Source organism: Vibrio sp. 10N.222.55.C6, assembly GCF_041473395.1.
GTDB lineage: Bacteria > Pseudomonadota > Gammaproteobacteria > Enterobacterales > Vibrionaceae > Vibrio > Vibrio crassostreae_C.
In genome coordinates this window covers 65,871-89,988 of record NZ_JBFRSD010000024.1, presented here as the reverse complement: position 1 = coordinate 89,988, position 24,118 = coordinate 65,871, and the positions used below count along the sequence as shown (strand labels likewise).

General features: G+C 43.7%; 22 protein-coding genes and 2 pseudogenes. 7 read left to right on the top strand and 17 right to left on the bottom strand.

Annotation, left to right across the window (positions count from 1 at the left end; genetic code table 11):
* Window positions 1-41: 41 nt before the first annotated feature.
* Window positions 42-278, bottom strand: a pseudogene (locus tag AB4486_RS15550) (IS110 family transposase); the annotation flags it as partial.
* A 119-nt stretch (window positions 279-397) separates the two neighbouring features.
* Between AB4486_RS15550 and AB4486_RS15545 the strand changes: the two are divergent.
* From AB4486_RS15545 to AB4486_RS15515, 7 genes and pseudogenes are all read left to right on the top strand, one after another.
* Window positions 398-1,096 (top strand): hypothetical protein, encoded by a 699-nt coding sequence (locus tag AB4486_RS15545; RefSeq protein ID WP_372117659.1) that lies wholly within the window; start codon window positions 398-400, stop codon window positions 1,094-1,096.
* A gap of 93 nt (window positions 1,097-1,189) precedes the next feature.
* Window positions 1,190-1,717, top strand: coding sequence for an AAA family ATPase (locus AB4486_RS15540; protein ID WP_372117656.1), 528 nt, complete (start codon window positions 1,190-1,192; stop codon window positions 1,715-1,717).
* Window positions 1,718-1,879: 162 nt separating this feature from the next.
* A complete protein-coding gene (locus AB4486_RS15535; protein WP_017063908.1) occupies window positions 1,880-2,302 on the top strand; it encodes a hypothetical protein in 423 nt (140 codons plus the stop codon).
* Window positions 2,303-2,328: 26 nt separating this feature from the next.
* Window positions 2,329-2,780 (top strand): annotated as a pseudogene (locus AB4486_RS15530) (hypothetical protein).
* 104 nt (window positions 2,781-2,884) lie between these two features.
* Window positions 2,885-3,289, top strand: a complete 405-nt coding sequence (locus tag AB4486_RS15525; protein WP_372117653.1) for a DUF1801 domain-containing protein — start codon at window positions 2,885-2,887, stop codon at window positions 3,287-3,289.
* A 194-nt stretch (window positions 3,290-3,483) separates the two neighbouring features.
* Window positions 3,484-3,765 (top strand): hypothetical protein, encoded by a 282-nt coding sequence (locus AB4486_RS15520; protein WP_017059577.1) that lies wholly within the window; start codon window positions 3,484-3,486, stop codon window positions 3,763-3,765.
* Between the two features lie 78 nt (window positions 3,766-3,843).
* Entirely contained in the window at window positions 3,844-4,359 is a 516-nt protein-coding gene (locus AB4486_RS15515) for a GNAT family N-acetyltransferase (protein ID WP_372117650.1), read from the top strand.
* Window positions 4,360-4,612: 253 nt separating this feature from the next.
* On the opposite strand, the gene AB4486_RS15510 is transcribed toward AB4486_RS15515, so the two are convergent.
* The 16 genes from AB4486_RS15510 to AB4486_RS15435 all read right to left on the bottom strand — a co-directional run bounded on the left by AB4486_RS15510 (window position 4,613) and on the right by AB4486_RS15435 (window position 24,089).
* Complete coding sequence (locus tag AB4486_RS15510; RefSeq protein ID WP_017080501.1) at window positions 4,613-5,272, bottom strand: sugar transferase; 660 nt, start codon at window positions 5,270-5,272, stop codon at window positions 4,613-4,615.
* Window positions 5,273-5,281: 9 nt separating this feature from the next.
* Complete coding sequence (locus AB4486_RS15505; RefSeq protein WP_017059581.1) at window positions 5,282-6,469, bottom strand: glycosyltransferase family 2 protein; 1,188 nt, start codon at window positions 6,467-6,469, stop codon at window positions 5,282-5,284.
* Window positions 6,466-7,566: a glycosyltransferase gene (locus tag AB4486_RS15500; RefSeq protein ID WP_017070860.1), complete on the bottom strand. Its 1,101-nt coding sequence runs from the start codon at window positions 7,564-7,566 to the stop codon at window positions 6,466-6,468. The genes AB4486_RS15505 and AB4486_RS15500 overlap by 4 nt, the downstream gene beginning before the upstream one ends.
* Window positions 7,567-7,988: 422 nt before the next feature.
* Window positions 7,989-9,413 carry a GumC family protein gene (locus AB4486_RS15495; RefSeq protein WP_372117648.1) on the bottom strand — a complete coding sequence of 475 codons (1,425 nt, stop codon included), beginning with the start codon at window positions 9,411-9,413 and terminating at the stop codon, window positions 7,989-7,991.
* Entirely contained in the window at window positions 9,410-10,528 is a 1,119-nt protein-coding gene (locus tag AB4486_RS15490) for a glycosyltransferase (RefSeq protein ID WP_372117645.1), read from the bottom strand. Before AB4486_RS15490 ends, AB4486_RS15495 begins: the two co-directional genes overlap by 4 nt.
* Window positions 10,521-11,306, bottom strand: coding sequence for a DapH/DapD/GlmU-related protein (locus AB4486_RS15485; RefSeq protein ID WP_017068359.1), 786 nt, complete (start codon window positions 11,304-11,306; stop codon window positions 10,521-10,523). The genes AB4486_RS15490 and AB4486_RS15485 overlap by 8 nt, the downstream gene beginning before the upstream one ends.
* 92 nt (window positions 11,307-11,398) lie before the next feature.
* Window positions 11,399-12,775: an O-antigen ligase family protein gene (locus AB4486_RS15480; RefSeq protein WP_136982666.1), complete on the bottom strand. Its 1,377-nt coding sequence runs from the start codon at window positions 12,773-12,775 to the stop codon at window positions 11,399-11,401.
* Between the two features lie 252 nt (window positions 12,776-13,027).
* Window positions 13,028-14,134 (bottom strand): glycosyltransferase family 4 protein, encoded by a 1,107-nt coding sequence (locus tag AB4486_RS15475; protein ID WP_372117642.1) that lies wholly within the window; start codon window positions 14,132-14,134, stop codon window positions 13,028-13,030.
* The gene (locus tag AB4486_RS15470) at window positions 14,115-15,626 is read right to left on the bottom strand and encodes a sigma-54-dependent transcriptional regulator (RefSeq protein WP_372058643.1); all 1,512 of its coding nucleotides are present in this window, start codon (window positions 15,624-15,626) and stop codon (window positions 14,115-14,117) included. Before AB4486_RS15470 ends, AB4486_RS15475 begins: the two co-directional genes overlap by 20 nt.
* A gap of 223 nt (window positions 15,627-15,849) precedes the next feature.
* Window positions 15,850-16,254 carry an Hpt domain-containing protein gene (locus tag AB4486_RS15465; RefSeq protein ID WP_017066737.1) on the bottom strand — a complete coding sequence of 135 codons (405 nt, stop codon included), beginning with the start codon at window positions 16,252-16,254 and terminating at the stop codon, window positions 15,850-15,852.
* Between the two features lie 394 nt (window positions 16,255-16,648).
* Window positions 16,649-17,881 carry a glycine betaine/L-proline ABC transporter ATP-binding protein gene (locus AB4486_RS15460; RefSeq protein WP_017059590.1) on the bottom strand — a complete coding sequence of 411 codons (1,233 nt, stop codon included), beginning with the start codon at window positions 17,879-17,881 and terminating at the stop codon, window positions 16,649-16,651.
* Window positions 17,874-18,773, bottom strand: coding sequence for a proline/glycine betaine ABC transporter permease (locus AB4486_RS15455; protein ID WP_017059591.1), 900 nt, complete (start codon window positions 18,771-18,773; stop codon window positions 17,874-17,876). The genes AB4486_RS15460 and AB4486_RS15455 overlap by 8 nt, the downstream gene beginning before the upstream one ends.
* A gap of 147 nt (window positions 18,774-18,920) precedes the next feature.
* Window positions 18,921-19,913 carry an ABC transporter substrate-binding protein gene (locus AB4486_RS15450; protein ID WP_017059592.1) on the bottom strand — a complete coding sequence of 331 codons (993 nt, stop codon included), beginning with the start codon at window positions 19,911-19,913 and terminating at the stop codon, window positions 18,921-18,923.
* Window positions 19,914-20,467: 554 nt separating this feature from the next.
* A complete protein-coding gene (locus AB4486_RS15445; RefSeq protein WP_017059593.1) occupies window positions 20,468-21,157 on the bottom strand; it encodes a tyrosine-protein kinase family protein in 690 nt (229 codons plus the stop codon).
* Window positions 21,157-23,256 (bottom strand): SLBB domain-containing protein, encoded by a 2,100-nt coding sequence (locus tag AB4486_RS15440; RefSeq protein ID WP_017067079.1) that lies wholly within the window; start codon window positions 23,254-23,256, stop codon window positions 21,157-21,159. Before AB4486_RS15440 ends, AB4486_RS15445 begins: the two co-directional genes overlap by 1 nt.
* The gene (locus AB4486_RS15435) at window positions 23,253-24,089 is read right to left on the bottom strand and encodes an OmpA family protein (protein WP_017067078.1); all 837 of its coding nucleotides are present in this window, start codon (window positions 24,087-24,089) and stop codon (window positions 23,253-23,255) included. The genes AB4486_RS15440 and AB4486_RS15435 overlap by 4 nt, the downstream gene beginning before the upstream one ends.
* Window positions 24,090-24,118: the final 29 nt, after the last annotated feature.

Here is a 24,118-nt window from a genome sequence, read left to right as displayed (position 1 = left end):
GACCCGGTGGGTTTAACTCTTTATGCTGCTCAAATTTCTCCTTAAGCAGCATAGTTTTCATATTCTGTTTGATTGTGTAAAAGCGACCATATAATTCGTGCGTTCTTCGCGGCAAGTGCCACTATCGCTCGTTTCATTTCTCTTCGTTCTAGAGCGCCTCGACACCACTGACTTAACTTATCTTGCTTGTCGCCAAGGTTGGCAATCACGGTCCTTGCGCCGTGAACTAATAGTGTTCGCAAATATTTATCACCGTGTTTGGTTATTCGGACTAACTGGTATTCAGAAGCAGGATTTTTACCATTCGTTTTGTGTAACACTTTATTAATACCTCTTACTCAAAATAAAGGTAATCTTTATAATAAGTACTTCTAACTTATACACATTTAAGATATTTATGATTAAGCGTTTTGGTATTATTTTCGTTGTAGCATCAGTTACTGGTTGTGCTGGCTCTCCCACATATCAACAACCTGTACCTCAGAAGTTCAGCTATCCTCCTTTGGATCGTGAGGTAACGGTTTCTTTAGGGGAGAACTTGCTGCGTCAGGGGTTAAGTAGTGAAGTAAGAGCTATAGATGTATATAACGAGGTCTCGGTTTCATTGGCAACGTTAATGCCTAATAAATATATACAAACAGGTTATGTCGGAAACTCTAAAGACAGAGCCATTTTTGAACCCGTTGATGAAGATAGTGCGTTTTCGGGAGCTTTTTCTTCGGCAATGTTTGTTGTAAATGAAAAATCTGAACTAGCTTGCCTATACGACCCTAGTATGGGGTTGCTGTTAGAGGCAACTGATTGTAGTAGCCTCGACAATGTGAAGGTTCAAGGCCGCATTTACGATAAACAAATGTATGATTCAAGTGCATTTCAGCAAACTTTAATTTATACGGGGAAAATAGATAATCGTATTCGTTTTACCTATCGTGAATTTAGTGGAAACACAGCAAGAATGCCGTTCACCACTGACGTAGAGTACGATCTAAACGAAAGTCATTTTATTAGTTATCAAGGTGCAACGATTGAAGTGTTAGAAGCTAATAATCGCAGTATAACTTATAAAGTTAACAGTAATTTTAGGGATTACGATTAACGGAACTTTTCGAGTGATTCCTCAAGTGTGGCATTCCCAGTTAGTGTTTCCGCTAGATGTCTGCGTAAATCTACCTATAAGCAAAGAGGAATCATGACTAAAATCTATTTCGTATGTGGCTTTATTGGCTCAGGTAAAACTACTTACTCTAAAGCGCTTGCAGAAAAGCATGGCGCCTTTCGTTTCTCTATCGATGAGTGGATGATTCCTTTGTATGGCGAGCATATGGAGCGTGAGGTTTTTAATAGCCGACTGGCTACGTTACAAGGTTTATTCAAGGACTCTGCAATGCAGCTCTTTTCTTTGGGTGTTCCGGTGATTTTTGACTTGGGTTTTTGGCGTGAGTCCGACCGAGATTCTTTTATAAGCTGGGCATCAAACCTAGGCGTGGACAGCGAAATTCACTACCTTGATGTTCCGTTTGAGGCTTGTAAGGAGAGGGCATTTAACCGTAACTCGGAACTCAATGGCAAGTCTTATGAAGTGACACCTGAAATGTTAGATCTGTTTTGGTCTTGGTTTGAGGTTCCCACTTCAAATGAAAATGTTATTTGGGTTCAACAAGAAGCTCAAAAAGGTATGCAGTCAGGCGCGAAGGTGAGTGGCCTTTTTGCTATCTAGCTTATGTTCTAAGTCTCACGTTACATTGGGTTTATGAAAGTCTGAGTTGTCCATCGAATAGTCGTGTAACAAGGGCATTTCTCATGCCGTATTTTTGGTAATTAGTTCTTCCTGTCGATTATCGAATTTGTCCTAAACCCACTATTAAGGCAGGGAACCCCAATGAATAGAACGCTATGGTTCGCACTCATTTCGCTTTTGTTTTCAATGACAATGGTATTTTGTACATACAGTTATGGCATAGAGAGCCACGTTGAAGTAACCACACTCACTTTAGTATTGTCTGGCCCTCTGATTTTTACCTTTGCGCTTGTTGTCATTTTTTGTGGCGCACCAGTCATTAGCAAGTACAAGTTACTTGGAACCATCGCAATTTGTGTGCATGGATTTACAGCCTCACTGCATGTGCTGTGGAACGGTTTTATGTTTGTCGATGTGATTAATAAACAAGGCTTAGGTCCGGGACAAGGTTATTCTGGCTTGATACTTTGGGTTGGTAGTATCAAGGCGATGCTACTTGGTTTGGTTGTGGGAGTATGCCTGCATTACTTACTACGATTATTTAGAAAGGCTGCAGTAAGATAACTGTTGGCTAGTTAGTGGATTGTTCGTTGTCTATAGGAGTTGCCACTGTGTTTTATAGTAAGGAATCCAACAAGGGATTGCTGCTCATCCTTGTTGCGATAAGTGCTTTCATTGTCGTTACCTCGGATAATAACCCCGGGACATTAGTCGCTCACGCCATCAATGGTTTAATTGCTTTGCTCTTTTTTTCCATGACCATTGAGGTCAAAGACAATGTACTAAGTTGGTATTTCGGCTTTGGCTTTTTGCGTAAGAATGTAGAAGTGTCAGACATTACCGAGACATCGTTCTATCAAAGCAAGTGGTATCAAGGTATTGGCATCCGAATGCTGAGCGATGGCTGGTTGTATAATGCATCGATAGGTTCAGCGTTGAAGTTAAGCTTAAGTAATGGAAAGCATGTTTACATTGGTTGTAAGGATACGGACGGTTTAAAGCTGGCCTTGAAACCGCTAACGAACAGATAAACGAAAAATGATTTATTAGGCTTGGCACTTTTCGTTTAAAGTTGGGCTAATGTTTAAGGTTCTATGCTTTAAGTGAGCTGGACTTTAATATCACAACAAATGAATCGGAGGTTGAATGGACAGAGCAATCAAAACACATTTCGACGAGTATCCCGATGATGTTCGAGCTCGGCTTGAAGAGTTGCGTGCATTAATTTTTGAGCTTTGCTCTGATTTGGATTTAGGTGAAGTCGAAGAGTCTCTGAAATGGGGCGAGCCGAGTTACAGCGTTAAGACGGGCAGTCCAATTCGAATCGATTGGAAATTAAAATCGCCAAACAACTATTACTTGTTCTTTAACTGCCAAACGAAGCTAATCGACACATTCAGAGAATTGCACGATGGCACATTGGTATTTCAAGGTAATCGTGCAATCGTCTTGAAACTGACTGAACCACTTCCCAAGGCACCAATCAAGCAGTGCTTGGAGTTAGCCTTAACTTATCAGCAACGAAAACATCTCCCACTTCTTGGCGCGTAGTTCTTATATGTTGTCATTATATTTCTTAAACAGGTTTTCTGTGTTCTAGCTATCACTCTTTAAAGTGCTAAGACTGTACCCTCTTGATTAGTATCAAGAGGCTAGGGAATCTCTATAACCAACGCTGATTGTATTGCTTACCGTTTAAAAAGGTGTTCTAGTCACCTTGTATTTCAAACTTAAAAGGAAGTTGTATGAATTTAGATAAAGCCAAAAAACGTATCGCAAAGCAGGTTAAAAAAGGCGACCACGGATACCCAAAAATCACGTTAGCGTATTACGGGACGACCAAAGATCTCGCAACGGAAGTCGCGGTTCAATTTATGCTGGGTGAGGGCGATGGTGTTCAAGAAGAGCGTTTTTCTTGTGAAACCGAAATCCGAGATAATGAGTTAGTTCAAACGACGTTACTCAAGATAATCGAGCGAGCAAATGTTAACTCAGTGATTGAAGTTGAAGGCGTGGCTGTTCTTTAGTTTGCTTTAGCCTGGAAACGAAGCCAACACGAGAACTCAGGTGTATAATCCACATTTTTATCAAATTGGGCAGGACACATGGCGATCTCGTTTGAAACTCAAAGACTAAAAGTAGAAGAAGTCGCAGGTGAACTTACTGTTCCTGAACGTTCGGCTCTGCTTGAGCGAGTACCTGGCATTCTAATCCCGTCAGTCGTTGAAAACCTTCCACCATACTTTCATGGTATTGTGTCAGGTGAGCTGGCTGAAATTTGGCTCGACCGAATGTTGTCGGAGAGCCGCTTACTTCAAGTGAAATCCAACGATAATCAATTAATTGGTTTTCTGTTCGCTTATGTAGAAGACGAAAGTGATGCTCATATTGGCTACTTGCTTGCAGAAGAGTTCTGGGGCAAGGGTTTAGCGAGTGAGTTACTGAAGAGTTTCATCACAGAAGTCGCAAAAACGGAGTCATGGTCCACACTGATTGGCGGTGTCGATCGTTCAAACATAGCCTCTGCCAACTTACTTAAAAAGCTAGGTTTTGTTGAGCAAGCCTCTGACGAAAGTGCTGTGGTTTTCTATGAATATAAGCTTTCTCGTCTTAACTCTTAATTCTTAACTCTGAGCTCTCAGCTCTTAATTTCTAATCCCTAACTCAAGCCACATCTGCGTTATACATTCATTGCCAATGTTTACGTCAATTGATAGGGAAGAAACCTTATTACACCATTCAACTGAGAACCGAGAGCAGCGAGTCTAGTTAACGTGGGCTAATTCGGCACTATGTGTTTCATTAGCGACTTTCCAATCGCCCCCTAAGGCTTTATAGAAAACAGGCTTTGTATCCACATTAGACCATACTGTTTTAGCGACCTCTACCATCTACCATTACGATGATGGTTTTAGAGATGATGCTCAGATCAGCGGCAATCCAAGACTTAACAGAACATAGGCTTAGTGCGTAACTGTGGTCAAAACCTACTTTACGACGTACATCATCAATACAGGTGTCGTAACCTTGATTCACTTGTGCGAGCCCTGTAATACCAGGCATCACACCGTATGTGCGGTCGGCAAAGTAAGGTATTTCGTTCTCTAGTTTGGTGTAAAAAGTAGGGCGTTCAGGACGTGGGCCAATTAGAGACATTTCACCTTTCAATACATTGATCAGTTGTGGCAGCTCATCAAGACGTGTCTTTCTTAAAAAGCGGCCAACGGGTGTGATTCGTGGGTCATTCGCGGTAGCCCAAACTGCACCAGAGCGAGTTTCTGCATCTTCGTACATGCTACGGAACTTCATGATCTCAAAGATTGCCATTTTCTCCGGTGTCGATTTACCAACACGCAGTTGACGGTAGAAAATAGGACCACGAGACGTAAGTGCAATCGCCATCGCAATCAACGGAAATACGGGCGCTAGCAAAATCAAAGCAATCAGTGAGCTTACAAAATCGAAAGTACGTTTAGCACGTGAGATTTTGTATTGGTATAGGTTTTGGGTAGATAGCTGTTCGATGTTCATCATAATAAGTCCTTAATGATTTGCTCGTGTCCAAGGTGAGTTTTCTAGTCCGATTAGGTAACGAATGCCACCAATGAAGTTGGCGTAGTGTCCAACTATCAAATAAGAGATTAATGAAATAGGTTTGTTTACTAGACGCTTTGGCAAGATGCAGCCAAGGACGCCAATGGTATAAACGGCAACTTGAGCCCATAACAGCGCTTCAAATACCAAGTAGTTGCTAAGTAAGATTGAGCACACTAAGCACACAATCATTAAATATGGAGTGAGTAGGCGAAGCCCTTTTCCTGAAAAGAACGCAAACGCGATGCCTTTAAACTTCGGGCTGAACAAGGCAAATAATCGAATCGCTTGTTGCATGTTGCCCGCTGAAATACGAAGTCTTCTTTTGAAGTCTGTTTCTAGGTTCGATTCTTCTAGCTCTAATGCAACCATTTGGGTTTCGTATTCGGCGATGTAACCTTGTTTAACGATTTGCATCGGTAAGATGAAATCATCATTAATAGTGTTGAGTGGAAGCAGTTCAAACAGGTGTGTTCTAAACAAGTAGAAAGCGCCATGAGAACCCAAGCTAGAACCTAACGAAGCCTCAGACTCTTTAACCGCGGTTTGGTACTGCCAATACGTGTTTTCGCCTTCATTGCCTGTTGGACAAAGTTGATACGTTGCGTTTACCACTCCAACCTTGTCACTTTCAAAATGAGCGGCAGCTATAAGCAAAGCATCCAATGAAATAAGGGCAGAAACATCACTCATCGCCGTGATATCACTGGTTATACGTGTCACTTCTTCATTAACAACCGCGACTTTACCTCGGTTTACTTGATGGTCATGTATCTCAAAATAGACATCACTGCACATCGCTTCTTGTATGGTCATTTGTGCAATGGCGACTGTGTTATCAGTGCAACCATCGCAAGCGATAATGACTTCCAACTTCTTTTTTGGGTAATCGAGTGAAGCAAGGTTACGAATCTTGTCTGCGATCCACTGTTCTTCGTTAAATGCAGGAACAAGAACGGTGATGGTCGGCAACGTGCAATCTTGCTGCTCCTCTTTGTAGCAACGATGACTCTCTTCAACTTTGCGTGCGGGGTGGCTTTTCGCATACCAACGCAGTAACAAAGGGTAGGCTGCGTGATGATAGACAATCAACGCACCTGAAAACAAACAAAGTCCCGCAAGCAACCAATCAATCATGCGTAAGCTCCTTCTGATATATCGTTGTAAGACGAAACCATTTTGATGATGTCGAAGTTTTCGAGTACGTAACGACGAGGTGACAAAAAACGTTCATTTTGCTTTTCTAATAGCGCACTAGCTAACCCCACAATGCTGCCGCTTTTGACGAGGGCGCCGCTGACTGGACATAAGGTTTCATCGACGGCACCAACGTCCATTGCGACGGTTGGAATATTGCATGCTTGAGCTTCAAGTGTAGAAAGCGGTAGCCCTTCGTGGCGTGAAGGTAGGCAGAACGTATCCAACGCTCCGTAAAACGTGGTCATGTCTTCAACTAAGCCAAGAAAGATGACTCGGTCACTCAGATTCAAGCGGCTAGTCAGTTGCTCTAGTTGATTGCGTTTAGTACCGCCGCCAGCCAATGCGACAACCATGTTTGCAGGTAAAAGAGTCAGTGCTTTAATAAGTTGGTCTTGGCCTTTGACATGTTCTAGTCGACCTGCACAACCGATGATGTGTTTGTCTGTCGGCAGGTTTAGTTTTGCTCTCGCGTGTTCTTTCGACATTGGCTTAAACTTCTCACAATCAACGCCATTTTTGATGGTAATGATGTTCTCATAAGAAAAAGCAGTGCGTAGTTGGTTATAAACACGTGTCGCGTCGGCAACTAACGTTGGTTGAGCAGCTTTTAAAGCAAGCGCTTGTAATCGACGACGTTTGTTGTTGTTCAGATGCCAAGCGTCATGTTCGGTATGGATTCGAGTTGGAACCCCGGTTACGCGAGCGGCATAACCAGCGTATAACAGTGGGCCAATATGATGGGTATGAACCACATCAGGGCGAATCGCGTTGAAGGCTTTAATTAGCTTAATAATGATATTGAATTGTACGCCTGGTGCTTTATCCAAAAAGACGATTTGCTTTTTGTATGGCTCTAGCTTCGGCCAGTTGTTTATAGACTCTTGTTTAGTACCCTCTAAACTGACAATCAACACTTGGTCTGTTGGTTTAGCAAGGCGGAGCAAATCCAGAGTTAGGGTTTCTAATCCACCCGGTGCAAGGTGCTGAACAACGTGTATGATCTTTTTGCCATGCTTCGTTAAATGCGTATTCATAGTTTGGACCCTGCCTTTATAATTGTTGTTTCGCCTTTCTGACGTTTCTCTTGAAGTAACTTCTTTAAAACGTTTAACTACACAAGGAGATTGCAGGAGTTGTGCCAATTAAATAACCGTTATTTTTCAGTTGTTTAGATTATTTAATTCTAGGGCAGTTTTCATTTCTCAAAATGGGAATCAAAACAAAATACAATTGAATGGCAGTTTGAATCATAGGGCTTGGGTAAATCGAAAGTAGCATTAGAACTTGGGGCTCTAAATAAACAAAACGCCAACCGAGTGTTGGCGTTTTGCTCTAGGATGCACGAAACTAGAAAGCTAGAAAGCTAGAAAGCTAGAAAGCTAGAAAGCTAGGAAGCACGAAGCTAGGAAATTAGAAAGCTGTGAATCTAGCAAGTCAAAAATGGCTTTGAGGCTGACTAGCTCATTTTAGGGATCACCGTTATCACAGGGACACCCAAGATATCTTCGATTTCGTCTTTGCGTTTGATTGAAGAATCAAACAGTTCAAACAATACCGCTAAACCAATACCCAAACCGATACCTGCAACGAATCCAGCCAGAATAAAAACAAAAGTCGGCATGTTAGATTTGACACTCGGTGTGAAAGGCAAATCGATAATCTTCACACGTTTGTTTTGCTCGAATACACCAAGCGAACCCGTTAGTTGAGCCATTTCATAACGCTCTGTCAGTTCATCATATAGTTGACGTTTGATTTCAACTTGACGTTTAAGGCGGTACATCTCTTTTGCATTTTCGCCGAAGTTATTGGCCTTGTGTTCTAATTCGAAAATCATAGTTCGAAGGCTTTTGGTCTCTTCAGTTAAAGACTCAAAGCGAGCACGAACCAGCTGTAGGCTGTGTAATTGAGTGACCAGAAGAGGTTGGGTATCAGAAAGTTTGTTCAGTGTCGTACTACTTGCGATGTCCCAAAGCTGGTCGCTGTTCATCGTTGGCTGGGTTACCTCGAGCAAACTCTTACGTTCATTCTCTAGTCTGTCTAGCTCACGCACTTTAGCTTGCACAGCACTGTGCTTGTCCGTGTATTTAGCTTGTAACAAGGTAAGGTCGCTACGAATGTCGATGATCTGGTCTTCTAATTTACCGATCACAGGGTTGGTTCTTGAAAGTTGTTGGTCGATTGACCCTAAACTTTTTTCGACACCCGATAACTCGGCCTCTTTTTCTGCCAATGTTTGTTTGAGTGAAGCTAAGCGATTCAAACTTTGGCTCTGTACCTCAGGCGTCGAATGAACATTCTCATTCATGTATGCAGCTAGCGCTTCTTCTGCTTCTGCAAGCTCTGCGCTACGTTTGTCGATATGGATTTTCAAGAAGTTACTTGAATCTTCAATCGATGAACGTTCCGGTGCAAGTAACTGTTCAATGAAATGTTCACTTACCGAGCGCAGCGTCGCTTCCATTCCTTTTGGTGTGTTCGACGTTAGACTTATCTTTAGAAAATCTTTTCCAAGCTGAGTCACCGTTAGACGTTGAGACAGGTCAGTAATGATCTCTTGTTTCTCAATTTCAGGCATATCTGGCGTGGTTAATTGCAGTTCATCAGCGACCGAGTAAAGCACATGTCGACTGTGAAGCAGTGTTCTCAATGCGTTAAGTCGATCTTTGAGCATCGTCGAAACGGCAATGTCTTCCAAGAATGGATTCATCTTGGCCGTTTCTTGAATCAACATACTGGTATGCGCGTCATATTTAGTTGGAGCCAACTTGCTCACACCAAAGCCTACAAAGGGCAAAATAAGCATTGGCAGAACGATAACGTAGCGTTGGCGCCACATCGCATTGATGATGACTAATAACCGCAATTTCAGATTATTCATAATAGCTCCAACATCCAATGTACGAAGTTACCACGGTTCTGCCAGCTCTCTTGTTCGACGACAGAGATAGGTGAGTTGCTTAGCTCGCGTGCATGATCAAGCGCCCAAATCATTTGGTTGGCACTGCCAACCGTGGTTACGTGCCCTTGATATGGAACCAAAGCAGGGAACGGTGTTGTGACAATGGGTGTGCCCGCCGCAAGGTATTCCATTAGTTTGAGTGGGCTACACGCTCGGATCTGCTCGTTATCAACAAACGGCAACAAGCTCACATCCCAGTGTTGAGAATAGCTTGGTAGCGTGTGGTGTGGACGAGGACCAAGGTAATGTACGTTACTCAACTTAGGCAGCATGAGCGTATCAAGCTCGTTTGGACCTATGAAAACAAAGTCCCATTCCGGCATCGCATTCGCAACATGATCAATCATTTCATAATCAAGCCACTTAGAAAGGCTGCCATAAAAACCAGCAATAGGGCGGTGGTTGCTTGGTAAATCTTTTGCTCTTGGTGCGGGTGTTGAAAATAGGTCTACGTCGACACCATGTGGTAGCAAGTGCGCTTTATGCTTTGGAAATTTATCCATCAATTTTTTGCTAGCCGCGAATATAAGCGTTGATTTTTCGATTAGCTCTGATTCGTGCTGTGCAACGGTGTCATGATCAACACCAGCCAGCGCGCTAAAATCATCACCGCAGTAATAGACCACAGATGACTCGCCTAAGTGTCCGCACAAATCAACAGCGGTCGGAAGAGAAGTCCATAGGATAGGCGCGTTAAGATTAAGCTCTGCAATAACCGGTTTTAGTTGGTGCAACATCATTTGCTGAGCCAACTTTCTAGAAAATTTAGAAGCAGGCGCAGGGATTGTCTTTAAGTTAACGATAGTAATGTTGTCGTGTCCCTCAGAGTCGAGCATGTTTTGAGTTACGGCCTTGGTTTTACCAAACAACTTGTTGAACGCTCGGCTAACATCTTTGGCGGACAGCTTCGGTTGTCTTAAGCCAATTGAGTTGACCCATAAGACTTTGTGCTGCTTAGCAAGGTGACGAACTAAATGTTGAGTCGATGAAGGTAGGCCACCAAAGTCTTCACCAAATACGATTAAATCACGCATGGTCACCTCCATGAGTCTCTAACGAATCGAACATATCGGATTCTGTCACTTCAACGGGTTTGATGTGACCGACAACTCGAGCTGGGTTGCCACCTGCGATTGCGAAGGCAGGAATATTCTTTGTTACTACGCTGCCTGCGGCTATTACGGCACCTTCGCCGATGGTTACGCCACCTTTGACCGTCACATTCGTGCCCAACCAAACATCGGGTTCAAGAATGATGTCACCGATTTGCTGAGGGTCGTCACCTTCACCTAGCGCTCGGCGTTTTGCATCAAGCGGGTGTCCAGAGTATCCAAATAGAAAAGCGCCGCCTGCGATTCGTACGTTGTCAGAGATAACGACTTTACCGCCAACAGCGATAGTCGACTGCCAACCAATGTCGACGTTGTTGCCAATCGACAATAGTGGGTGTTCCAAGCCTTCAAGTGGCTGAGTACAACCAGAGAATGTCGTGTGGCCAGAGATACGGCAGTTGTCGCCAATCGTAATTTGCACCGGACCGCTGACGAAAGGCAGTCCACCATACAAATACAGGCGTTTGCCACATTGAGCCACACGACCTTTGAAAGCCGGAGTCCAGTAGAAGAATCGCGTAAAGCCAGAAACCAGATTCACCACTAGCTTGTGCGCTTGATATAGACAGCGATTAAATAGTTTAGGGGTAGGTAGCTCTGCGCTTCTGATGTTTTTCAAAATGAAAAACACATTTCTAATTCGAGAATTAGGATGAAACTTAAGCCAATGTTTGAATTGATGTATAGATACTGACGTCATAATGAAAATCCTCTTTTTTGTTATATAGAAGTACTTTCATATATTGTGCCATCTAATAAATATAATATTTTCAATAGGTTAAAATGTGTCTTTTAGGTTTTCTCATTTTGACAGGCAGTTTGAGATACATTTGAGACGCAAACTGTGAGTGCTGCGAGGATATAAATCGGCCAGTTGAAGCCTTGAGTCAAAAATGTACCCGACACGATTGTTCCAATCAGACCTGCATAGATCGCATAGGCGACCGCATTGAGTTCGGGGGCGATTTCTGTGGCCGAGTTTTTTAACCTCGTTAGCGTAGAGCGAGAGGTTTTGATCAAAGCAACGATAAGGCAGACAAAAATGATCAGACCAATAAAGCCTGTTTCTGCCAACACACCAAACCAGGTACTGTGAACGGCGTGATTCAGTCCGTCCCAATGCGAACTGTAAAAGAAGTAGTTCGAGAAGAAGTTGTTCAACCCTACGCCGGTCAGTGGATTCTCAACTGCCATCTTTATTGCTGCTTCCCAAGCATAGATTCGACCCATTGCAGATTCATCGATACCTTGTTCAGCGGCACCACCAGAAGATCTGTCTGAGATACCAGCAACTAAATAGAGCACCACGGCCGCGACAGTTCCCACTGAGATTAAGAGAACTTTAGAGCGCACTAGCTTCCACGCAAAAATACCAATCACCGCAATACAACCCAGTAATCCGCCACGGCTTTGAGTGGCAATAATGGCGGCGAGCAGTAACAGACAAACTAAGGCACTGATTAAACGTTTGGATCGTGAGATGCCAGTCGTGGTGGCTTGGCTTATTGTAAAGGCGAGTGGGAACATCAGTACCAGTGCTAGGTCGTTCGGGTCACCTAACATAGAGCCAAAATCGCGGCCAATAGTCACGCGTGAGCCCTCGACAAGCCCAATACCATTTACTGAGTTGTACACGGCAATAGAGCTGACTAAAGCGCCAGCGTAGATAATCGTCATCGCGGTTTTTGCGAGATTTTCCGTGGTGTTTACTAGCCAAGTAATCGCAAGCGTCATCACTATAATTTTCCAATAAACGCCCTTGAATTCTGCTAGTGCTATTGGCCTGTTGGACGCGAAGATAATACCAATGAAAACCAATACCCAAAATATGGCGAGCCAATTTAAACAAGGGTGCCAGAAGATTTTAAGTTCTTTACTGATTAATGCATGCCATAGAAGAGCCGACAGAGCGCCTAATGAAAGCATCAGCGGTATTTTTAGAGAATAGAGCTGAGGTATAGCTTCGTGAATTCGGAAAAATGAAAAGACAACGAACAGTAAAACTAACCAGAATGTTTTGTTTAACACGAATAACCCGGCCAATGGCACAAGAGCGAGCGCCACAATGACAGCAGGGTGAGGCACAAAGTACCAAACAACACCAAGCCCAACACACAAGGTGCTGATCGTGATGATGACTGGCAATCTATTGGCTTCAGGGTTGACCATTGTGACCTCTATTGGCAAATAAACTCTTTAGGACTCGGCTCGTAATCTTTTTAAGACGTAGTTACGCCTGATGTTAAAGATTGCAAAGTGAGTGCCAGTTATGCATTTTGTTTAACTTACTGATTTAATGTTGGATTATTAAGTGAGGGCGTAGCCTTGAGGTGAGTTTTGTCATTTTGAGAATCAGTATAAAACTGTCTAAAGTACTTAAATCATCAAGCCAAAATGAACAGTTAACTACAAAGACGAGTATTAACGGTCGAGTTGATAGATTTCCAACAACTGTGGGACAACGGCTTGTGGTGAGTATTGGTTTTTCACGGTTTCTATCGCGTGACTCTTGAGAGAGTCACGTTGTTCGCTCGTCAATGACATCCACAAAGATAAAAACTGTTCTAGCTCAGCTTCTGAATTTGCAAGGTAGCCGTTAACTTGATGCTCGATGAGTTGAGGCAAGTTACCAACTGAGGTGGCGAGAACGGGAATGCCACGAATCATGGCTTCTAATGCCGCCATAGGTAAGCCTTCAAAGCGAGAAGGGATGATTAACAGATCGATTTGGCTCCAGACGTCATCCATATTGGTTTGATGCCCATGAAAGGTCACATTATCAGGCTGCGATTTAACTAAGACGTCCATTTCTGGTCCGTCACCAAAAAGCTCAAACCAAACATCAGGAAACTGTTTGGCTAATGCAACAAATCGATCAGGCGCTTTTTCACGGCTTAATCGCCCCACAAAACCAACATGGAATGGGCTTGATGAACGGGAGTTTGTTAACCCTGTTGGGACTTTAACAAAGTTATTCAATTGATGGGTTTGACTCGGCACTTTCGCTTTAATCTTTTCACTGACCACGAGCGACTGATCAGAAAGAAAACTGCTGTAACGGTCGAGCCAATCATAAAGCCATACTTTGCCTGTTGGGGTTTCACCTGCGTGATAAGTGGTGATTTGCTTTGTGTTGTTGAAACGAGGCGGAAGCTTGATTAACTTGCTGACCAAACTGGCTTTGTAACCATGAGCATGGATAAGCCTTGGTTGATAATGTTGAACTGCACGTTTCAGCTGTGTCGCGCTATTGCCATTTGAATCTACAGAACATGAGGCTAAATCGGAGAGGTAACTAAAAGGGATGTTCAGCGCATTCAACTTTTCAACGATGATCGCTTCAGGATTAAACTTAGTCAAAAGAACGATACGAACAGCCTCTGAATACTGAGCGCTTTCCGATATCAGGCCTTGTGCTAATTCTAAAACATGCGTTTCTATGCCTCCAAAAGTTTGGCTGTCGATCAACAGCCAAATCTCATGAAGGTTTATGTCGAGTACACCTTGGTTAGGCTTGATTGTACTCATCTTCCGATTCCCAAGCCTGTTTCTTACGATAAACAGTAGAAGGGCTAAGTTCTAACAGCACAGCAGCGTTTAACACATTCCCATCGCAATGATTGATGGCATGTTGAATGGCTTCACGTTCTATTTGCCACATTGGACGAATAGCACCTTCGCTTGTGGTAAATGCAGGCGTCATCGGCTCATTGTGAGCTTGAGCAACTGACGATTGTTCCAACTCTTCCGGAGTAATCGGTGGCAACTTAGCTTCTGGTGCTTCAACAACTGCAGGTTGAGGCGCAGTTACTCGAATTGGTGTCACTGATTTAGATGATGGAGCGGCATCTACTTTATTAATCGGTGGCGGTAACATGTCTTTAGTCACGCTCGTTTCATTGTTCAACACCACTATGTTACGGATGATGTTTTGCAACTGACGCACATTGCCTGGCCACGCATAACGTTTAAGTAGATTCTGCGTTTCTTTGTCTATTGATTTAAACTTCTTCTTGTCTTGCTTCGCGTACAGCTTCAAGAAATGATTGCAAAGAGTGACAATGTCACTCCCTCGCTCGCGAAGCGGTGGCATCTCGATAGGCACAACGTGAACACGATAGTAAAGGTCTTCTCTAAAACGTCCTTCTTCTACTTCAACCAGTGGATCGCGGTTGGTCGCACAGATAATTCTGACATCCACTTTAATCTCGCGGTTGCCACCGAGTGGAGTAAACGTACCAGTTTGCAAAAATCTGAGGAGCTTCTTCTGCATCTCCAGTTCCATTTCACAAAGCTCATCGAGAAATAGGGTACCGCCATGCGCTTGCATTGCTGCACCTTTCCGGTCGGTTGTCGCACCGGTAAACGCACCTTTAACGTGACCGAAGATTTCACTCTCCATTAGGTCTCGAGGGATAGCGCCGCAGTTAATGGCCACGAAGGGTTTACCATTACGCTGACTCTCTTGGTGAATCGCTTCCGCACACACTTCTTTACCTGTACCACTTTCGCCGTTAATAAACACGCTGGCAGTGGTTGGTGCTACCGAATCAATGATCTTGTAAACCGCCTGCATGGGTAGGCAAGAGCCAATGAAATTATGAAAACGATCACGATCGAATTTGCTTTGCATGTTATCGACGAGGTTTTCGAGTTTCGCTCTTTTTAGATGCAAGCTAACAGAGGTCTTGAGTCGATCGGCTTGAATGGGTTTCTCTAAGAAGTCTTCTGCACCGCGTTGGATAAGGTCTACCGCGATGTTTACTGAACCATGCGCTGTCGCGATGATGACAGCGGCCGGTATTTCGTTAGCAGTAATCCAATCTAAGACTTCTTCGCCTGGCATGTCAGGAAGCTTAAGGTCGAGAATCACAAGCTGTGGAGAGTGCCTTTCAATGAAGGTCTTAGCTTCCGCGCCGGTTTCGACGTGGAAAATATCATAGGGCTCGTCTTTTACGTACTGCTTGTAGAGTACGGCGAGTGAGGTGGAGTCTTCAACTAACAATACTTTAGGGCGCATTGTGTATTCCTTTTGAAACTTTATCCTAACCAATCAATAACATAGTGATATGCAACCATCAATACGAGTCTTGTGTATTTGTTATCTACCACATGCAATCTTTTAAGAAGCGGCCTGTATAACTTCTCGCATTGCTGTTCATGATGGAGCCCATCTTATGGCGACTATATTAATAACGACTGTTTTGAGTTTTTAATCTGATACCGATAATGAACATGCAAAGCTAGCTGAAGCCTGCCTCTTTCCTTTCAAGCAAGGCTTTTATTGAACGCTCTGCGAGCTCTAGTAATTCATCAACTTGTCGAAATGCCGCATCATGACTCTGTTCTAAACATAGCTTTTCTAAAGCTCGAGCTAATTCACCCAAAGGGCGATTACCTAACGAAAGCGCTGTGCTGCCGAGAGTGTGGACCTCGAACTCAAGTGTTTGAGCGTCTTTCTGCGTGACTGCCTCTTTTATAGCGACCAAGCGTGTTTGTGATTCTTCGACATAATGGTCGATCAAGATAGGGATAATGTCCGCACTTGTATCGCGAATCATTTGCTCCAGAACGCTTTCATCGACAAGCTTGCTCACTTGTTGTGAGTTTAGATTTGTAGCTGCGTCTGACGCTAAAGTAGAATTCATCAAACTAAGTCCTTTTATTGAGCTTAATATCTGTTAATACTATTAAGTTTTAGTCATTTTCTAGAATAATTTCAACTGGTTGCCGTACAAATAGAGCATTTAATTGGCATCTCACTCATCTTGCTATTGGGTTTGTGACAAACCTAACGGACTGATTTTATTTTGTTTTCTCTTATGAAATATAAACTTAGGTGCCTATAAAGCCTAAGGTGCGGGTAGATCTCAGAAGAAAACGAGCCCGATACAAATAAAAAAGACCACTGCAGTGAAATAACAACAGTGGTCTTAGAGCGGTTTATGTAGTTTAGGCTAATCTAAATAGCAATAACTCAAATAACGATAACCCAAACAATGATAATTTAAACAGCCGTGCTTTAAATCACGAAAAGTAGGACTACGAAGCTTTATCAATTTTTGGCTTTGGGTCGGCTTCTACTTCTTCCTCGCTACTTTCTGAGAAGATATCAGCAACAGCGCTTCTCTCGAGTTCACCTTTTAGATTACCGTCTTCATCAACAACTGGAAGAGAGTAGTCACAAGACATAGTGTCCGGTAGCACTTCTTCAATCACCGCATCTGGTAAGATGGCAGGGACTTCTTCGTATATCTCATCACTAAAATCATGTACCGATGAATCTTCAACGGCGTCTTGTAGACTTTCTTGTGTGACTAGGCCTTGATAGCCGTCATCTGTTACGTGATAAGCGTAATCGTTTTTAAGCATCTTCATTTGTGCCAAAGCACCTTCAATTGTTTCTGATGTGATTCGATACAGAGGAGGCTGCATAACGGTTTCAACGGTCAGTGCACGAGCACGGTTTACGTCTTTCACGAACGCTTCCACGTAATCATCGGCTGGATTTAGCAGAATCTCATGTGGTGTGCCTTGTTGTACTAACTCGCCGTCTTTCAAAATTGCGATTCTATCGCCTAGGCGGAGTGCTTCGTCCAGATCATGTGTGATGAAAACAATCGTCTTATGAAGCTTCTCTTGAAGTTCAATAAGCTGGTCTTGCATTTCACTTCGAATCAAAGGGTCGAGTGCCGAAAAGGCTTCATCCATTAACAAGATTTCAGCGTTAGTACACAGAGCGCGCGAAAGCCCAACACGTTGTTGCTGACCACCTGAAAGTTGCGCTGGGTATTGCTTGCCGTAACCTTTTAAGCCCACCGTTTCTAACCATTCGTTGGCTTTCGCTAAACGGTCTTCTTTTTTGATGCCTTGTACTTCCAACCCGTACGCAACGTTTTCAACCACAGTGCGATGAGGCATTAAGCCAAAGCGTTGGAATACCATCGACATTTTATGACGACGGAACTCTTCTAGCTGTTTAGTGTTGAGGCTCATCACATCAATGCCTTCAACCATGATTTTACCTTGAGTCGGGTCAATCAAACGGTTGAAGTGGCGGATCAGCGTCGATTTACCCGAGCCAGAAAGCCCCATGATAACGAAGATTTCACCACGGTTAATCTCAAGGTTGATCTCTTTCAAACCAACGGTATGACCCGTATCCGCAAGAATCTGATCTTTGTGTTCGCCGTTTTGAACTCGATTCATAACAGACATTGGTTTCGGTCCAAACACCTTGTACAGACCACTAATTTCAATCAATGGTTTAGTCATGCTTGAATCCTCCTAAATGCGCATTAGTTCTTCTTGCGTACGCTTGTGAAGCGCGGTCAAAAAGGATTGCGAGGGCAACGATGGCGAAACCATTCATCAAGCCTAATGTGAAGTACTGGTTAGTAATCGATTTGAGAACCGGTTGTCCTAGGCCTTTCACACCAATCATGGATGCGATAACAACCATAGACAGTGCCATCATGATGGTTTGGTTAATACCCGCCATGATCGTTGGCATTGCTAGAGGAAGTTGAACACCCCATAAGCGTTGCTTTTTGCTCGCACCGAAAGCGGTAGCGGCTTCAAGGACTTCTTTATCAACTAAGCGTATGCCTAGGTTAGTTAGACGAATTACAGGTGGAATCGCGTAGATAACCACGGCGATTAGCCCTGGAATCTTACCGATGCCCAGTAGCATTACCACTGGAATCAAATAAACGAACGCAGGCATGGTTTGCATGATATCGAGCATCGGCGTAACAATTGACTGAGCTCGATTTGAACGAGCCATCGCAATACCAATCGGAATGCCCAAGAATATTGAAACCAAGGTACATACAGTGATGATACTGAGCGTCCGCATGGTGTCTTCCCACATTCCAAAGTAACCAATGAGAAGTAGAGAAGCAACACAGCCTAGAGCCAGTTTCCAAGAACGGCTTGCTGCGTAGACAAGGCTGGTACACACAGCCAGGACTATAATCCAAGGTGTTGAGATAAGGAGTTTTTCAAACCAAACGAGGAATGAAAGAAGAGGGTCAAAGAGAGATTCAATCATTTCGCCGTATTCACGGGAAAATTCACGGTATGCGCCATCTAGCGTCTTTTTTATGGTTCGTAAATCACCGCGTTCCATCTCTGGAAAGCTTGATAACCAATTGCTGTCAGCCATTTTATATCCTTATAGTTCGGAGCCACTTGTCCATGCGATAAGAAAATCGCTAATGAAAAGGGCTCCGAATCATGAATAACATCAAGTATAGCGACGTTATTTCTGTTTTATTGTTGAAGCGTAATTACTTGTTATTAAATCAAGCTCTTACAGCTGAGCTTCAACTTTCTTAGCCACTTCTTCAGAAACCCATGGGTGCCATACTTCTGGGAATTCACTTAAGAAATGCAGACTCGCTTCTTCGCCATCAGCTTGGTTGTCTTCCATCCAAGCAAGTAGCGAGTTCATTTTGTCGTTTGTGAAACCACGTTTAGTAAAGTAGTCGTACGCTTCAGGAGCACGTGACGCAAAACTTTCAGTGGTAATCGTGTGGACAGGTGAAGGCGGGTACATGGTTGCTTTTGGCGATTCACAATCTTCTTTGGTGGTACAGTTAAGGAACTCTTCCTCATTAACGCCACTGCCAAAGTCGACTTTAACCATGTCGTATTTACCTAGAACAGCGGTCGGTGCCCAGTAGTAACCAAACCAAGCTTCTTCACGTTCATAAGCTTTTGCGATAGAGCCAGATAAGCCGGCACTCGAGCCTGGATCAACAATCGTGAAACCGCTGTTTTCTAGCTCAAGAGCATTAAACAAGTTTCCGGCGCTGATCTGACAGTTCCAGCCTGCAGGGCAGCTGTAGAATGCAGATGTATCTGGGTCTTCAGGGTGTTTAAATAAGCTTGCGTTTTTGCGTACGCCTTCGATGGTTGCCATTTCAGGGTACTGTTTTACTAGGTAAGCTGGAACCCAAAAGCCTTCTTCGCCGCCGTTCACAAGTGCTTTACCTGCGTAGCGAAGACGTTTTTCTTCAACACCTTTATCTAATGCGTCTTTTAAGCTGTTGCTCCAAAGTTCAGGTGCAACATCAGGCTGGCCTTTTTCGATCATAGACGTGCCTGTTGGCATAGTGTCGCCAGGGATAAGTTCAGCATCACACCCATAACCATGTTCAAGGATGAATTGGTCGATATTGGCGATCAGTGTTGCAGAGTTCCAGTTCATATCTGCGATTGTTACGCTGCCACATTCTCCAGCGTTAGCATTACCGCTGGCTGCTGCTACTAACAAAAATACGGAGCTTAACTTGTATTTCATATTGAGTTTCCTTTCTCTTTAATAATACAACTAAGGTAACCAAGGTAAATTGATTATCTAAATTGCTCGATGGTGATCCTTTCCGTGTATTTGAACCATTTGAGCAGAAGGAGGGATGGGTGAAGTTTGAATAGATAAACGTGCAAAGTCAGTGAAGTGTGATTTGCCAATTCATCCACTGTGTTTCAACAGCCATCGGATAACTTTGTCAAACTATTACAAATTCGTCAAAAACCACCTCTATTTATAATCTTAGGGAATAATCGTACGAATTCCATCTTTGATGCGATTTACATGGCACTTTAACCGTCTGTGTCACATTACCGCTAAAGTTAGGCGTGGGGCTGTTGATTTTTGAAGGGATTTAAAGGGGGTAAGACCATGATTGATGTGTGTGAAATGCGTTGAATGGTTTTTAAAATCTTATTTTTAATAATAACTTCGCCAAAAATACCCAATTTGGTTTTGAGTTATTCAGAGCTTTTGGAGCTTGAAGTCTAATAGGATAGGTAGCTGTCATGGTTTAATGACAGCCAGAAAGTAGCAAAAGAAAGTTACATCGGAAGGTTCAAAAACTCATTTTGATACAGCTTGTTTGCCAAGCTATCGCGAAGCTTAGCGGGGATGAATTTCATTCGATTGATTTGTCTGACCATCTCTTGTGCAAAGCTAGGCTTTTGTTTCATGTTCATCACGCAGCCCATTAGGTTGATACTTTGTGCATCAAGCAGCTTTTTCGCTTGTTCTAGGTGGTGACTCGACGTTTCACCATAGGCGACAACCATCAATGTGCTGTCACAAGCACTCGCCACAGACTGAGCCGGAATGTTGCCTTTGTTTATGTTGAGAAGCGGTGAGGTATCAATGATGACTCTGTCGTATTTCTCTAACCATTTGTTGACCACGTTTTGTAACGTTGTCGGATCTTTATAAGCCAATTGCGTTGAAGCAACTTGTGGAGCAGGGACACCGATAAACGTACGCTGAGATTCAACATGTTCTATCAGTTGACCTTGCTGATTATCTTCTAGCATATTCAAATCTTTGAAAGCAGGGTTGAATAAGTTGAGATCAACATAAAGCGTTGAATGACCCGCAAGAAGAAAACGCTCGGCTAATGCGGTTGCAATAGATGTTACGCCGTCACCTGAATGGCAGGCGGTGACGCATATTGATTTTTGGCCGTTAAGTTCAGAAGCTAAATACAGTTGCTCGACTTCGGCATGGGTCGCTGAAATTGTCATTATAAAGCTCCTATTAATACGATGGTGGTGGTGATACGCAGTATGTCATCAAGTCCGACGCGTGCTTTTTCAATAAAGCTTTCGCGACGGTCTGGGATGTAAATCGTGTCACCAGCGCGTAGCACCGGCAAGTTGTAAATGTTCGCCGTTTTGCTGAATTCAACAAGGTCAAAAGTACGAGCCTGACCTTGGCAGCAAGACATATTGACGATGGTAATTTTTTCTACATAAGCATTGTCGGTAGGTCCTGCTGCTTCTGCCAGAATATCTAGAATGGTCATGTTGTCGTTGAACACATAACGCCCCGGATTGTTAATCGCACCAAGCACACGAACGGTTTCTTCTTTCGGTGTATCTAACCAGTTTTTGCCTTTCTCTGGGATGTAAATCGTGTCGCCAGTGGTTACGTTTGGCAGTAACGATTCGTCACCGGTTTCAAAGTACAGTGATAAGTTAAGTTTGCTTACTTGCGAATAGGTTTTGTCACGATGCGTTACTCGAACGTTGTGGATGTCGGCATCCTTTGTTGGACCGTCAGCCGCAGACAAGATATCAAGGAAGTGCATGTCTTTGGTGAAGCGGTAACGACCGGGTGCATTCACTTGTCCAAAGATGTAGATCGAAGCATCAGAGCTTTGACGAACCCATTGTGATTTATTGTCTGAAGGATCTTGTGGCAAGTCGTGAACACGCACGATAGAGCCCGCTCGAATTTGTGGCATTTGGTCACGTGGCGCACCATTTCGAATAAAATCATCAAGGTTAAACACAACTAGCTTTCTACCAGTAACAACTTCGATTTTCGATGTGTCAGCGCGTAGCGTAGGGCCACCGACGTGTGCCAATAATCCCATGAAATTCATTTCATCTGACCATTCAATACGACCAGGTCGATTCACCTCACCAATCACGTTAACTGCTCTGTCTGGCGTGATTTTCAACCAAGACTTCTCGTTCATGTCGGTTTTCTCAGGAACGAAAATCGCGTCACCAGCTTTGATGCTAGGAGGGTTAGAGTTAGGTAAGCCTTCAGTGTAAGCCGCTAAATCGAATTTAAGCACTCTGCCATCTGCTTTGATAACACGGATTTGTCGTGACTCTGCAAATCGAGTTGGGCCGCCCGCATTCGCCAAGATATCCATAAAGGTCGCGTCTCTTTTGCCTTCAAAAGCACCAGGGGCTGCGACTTCGCCCATTACGTAAACCATGTTGGCGCCGGATTTGATCTCTTCTTCTTGCTTGGGAACGAAAATGGTCGCACCCGGGCGTAAAATTGGAAGCAGACTTTCGTCACCAGAATCTAAGTAACGTTTTAGGTTGAATAGCGTTGGGGTGTTGTTCGAAATCACTCGGATTTGCTCAACACTGGCATAACGAGTTACGCCGCCCGAACGCATAAGTACGTCGACAAGGTCGGTGTTCTCTTTGTAAGTGAACGAACCCGGCGCGTTCACCTCACCAAACACTTTGATGGAGTTACGAGAATCAGCACTGTCACCTGAGTTAGCAAGCTTTGCTGCGTCAAACTCTTGCTCGATGTTACCGACTAATGGAGAAGCTGGAACGAATAGTGAATCCAGTGATTGAAGAGTAGGTAATGCTGACTCGTCTCCTGAATCAAGGAATCGTTTGTAGTTAAACTCTTTCTTATCTGCGCCTCGCTTAAGAATCAGCTTATCCAGTTGCGCGCCCGGGCGTAAACCACCCGCAGCGTAAAGTGCCATTTGGATGCTAGAACCTAATGAGAGCGTGTATTCGCCAGGCTGTTCTACATAACCTTGCACGTAGATGATGATTTGCTGCTCTTTTACATACACTGAAGCGTTCGAAAGATCTTTGTAAGCGGTTGCCAGCGACTCTAGAACGACTTTGTTAAGCTGTTCGCTGTCGTAACCCGCAACAAACACAGCGCCTACTTCAGGAAGGGTAATACGGCCACGCTTATCCACTTGGAAACCTGTGTTTAAGGTACTTTCACCGGGTACGTTAACTTGGATAAGGTCACCGACTTGAACTGCATCTGAAAACTCGTCGTTAGCATTGACAACATTCGCAAAGCATAACGATAGGGTGATGATAAAAGCGATCAAGGATTTCATAATCCACCTCCCATTTTCTCGGCATTCTTAGGCGAGACAATTTCAATACTTACTCGGCGGTTCGTTAAACGCGTGCCGTCGGATTCACCTTCAAAAAGAGGGACGGTTTCGCCAACAGAGACGGCTTTGATTCGTTGAGCGCCTAGTCCAAAAATAGTCAGGTAGCGTTCGACTTGTTTCGCTCGTCCAAGTGCTAACTTGTCGTTGTATTCTTCGGCACCCGTTGCATCAGCATGGCCGGTAACAACAAGGTCTAGGGATTTGTGTTCTTTAAGTAAAGTGGTCGCCTCGGCCAGTCTTCCCATATATTTAGGATTTACTTCAGTCGAGTTTTCCGCAAATTGGTTGTCAACATTAAGCAGGTCATACAACTGTTCAATAACCGACAGTTGCATTCTAAATTGATTTTCATTTTTTGGTGGCTCACAGCGGGCTTGTGAAGTTACGTAATCCAGTTGGACCTCAAGTTCATTTAGGCGTTTTCTTTGGATCACTAAGTCGTTGGCTGCATCCAGTAGTAGACCGCCTTGAAGTTCACGAGCAATACGATTTTGCTTTTCGATTGCTTGAACAACAGCAGCTGGGAAACACCAACGAGCACCTTCTTGGATCAAAGCATCAAGGTGCAATTTAGCGAGCTGCCAATCAAAGCGTAATCCATGTTCTGGACCAAGAGGCTCGTCTGGCATGACAGGAGAGAAGTCTGAGTTTTGATAGTTAATAGAATCGTAACTTTCAGCCAAACCCCCTGTGCCTTGTTCAGGATAGCTAGTACAGCCACCCAGAACGAGAGCGGACAGAGAAAGGGCTATGTAGTTTTTCAGTATTTTCATGCCAACGTCCTATGTTTCTAATTTTTCTT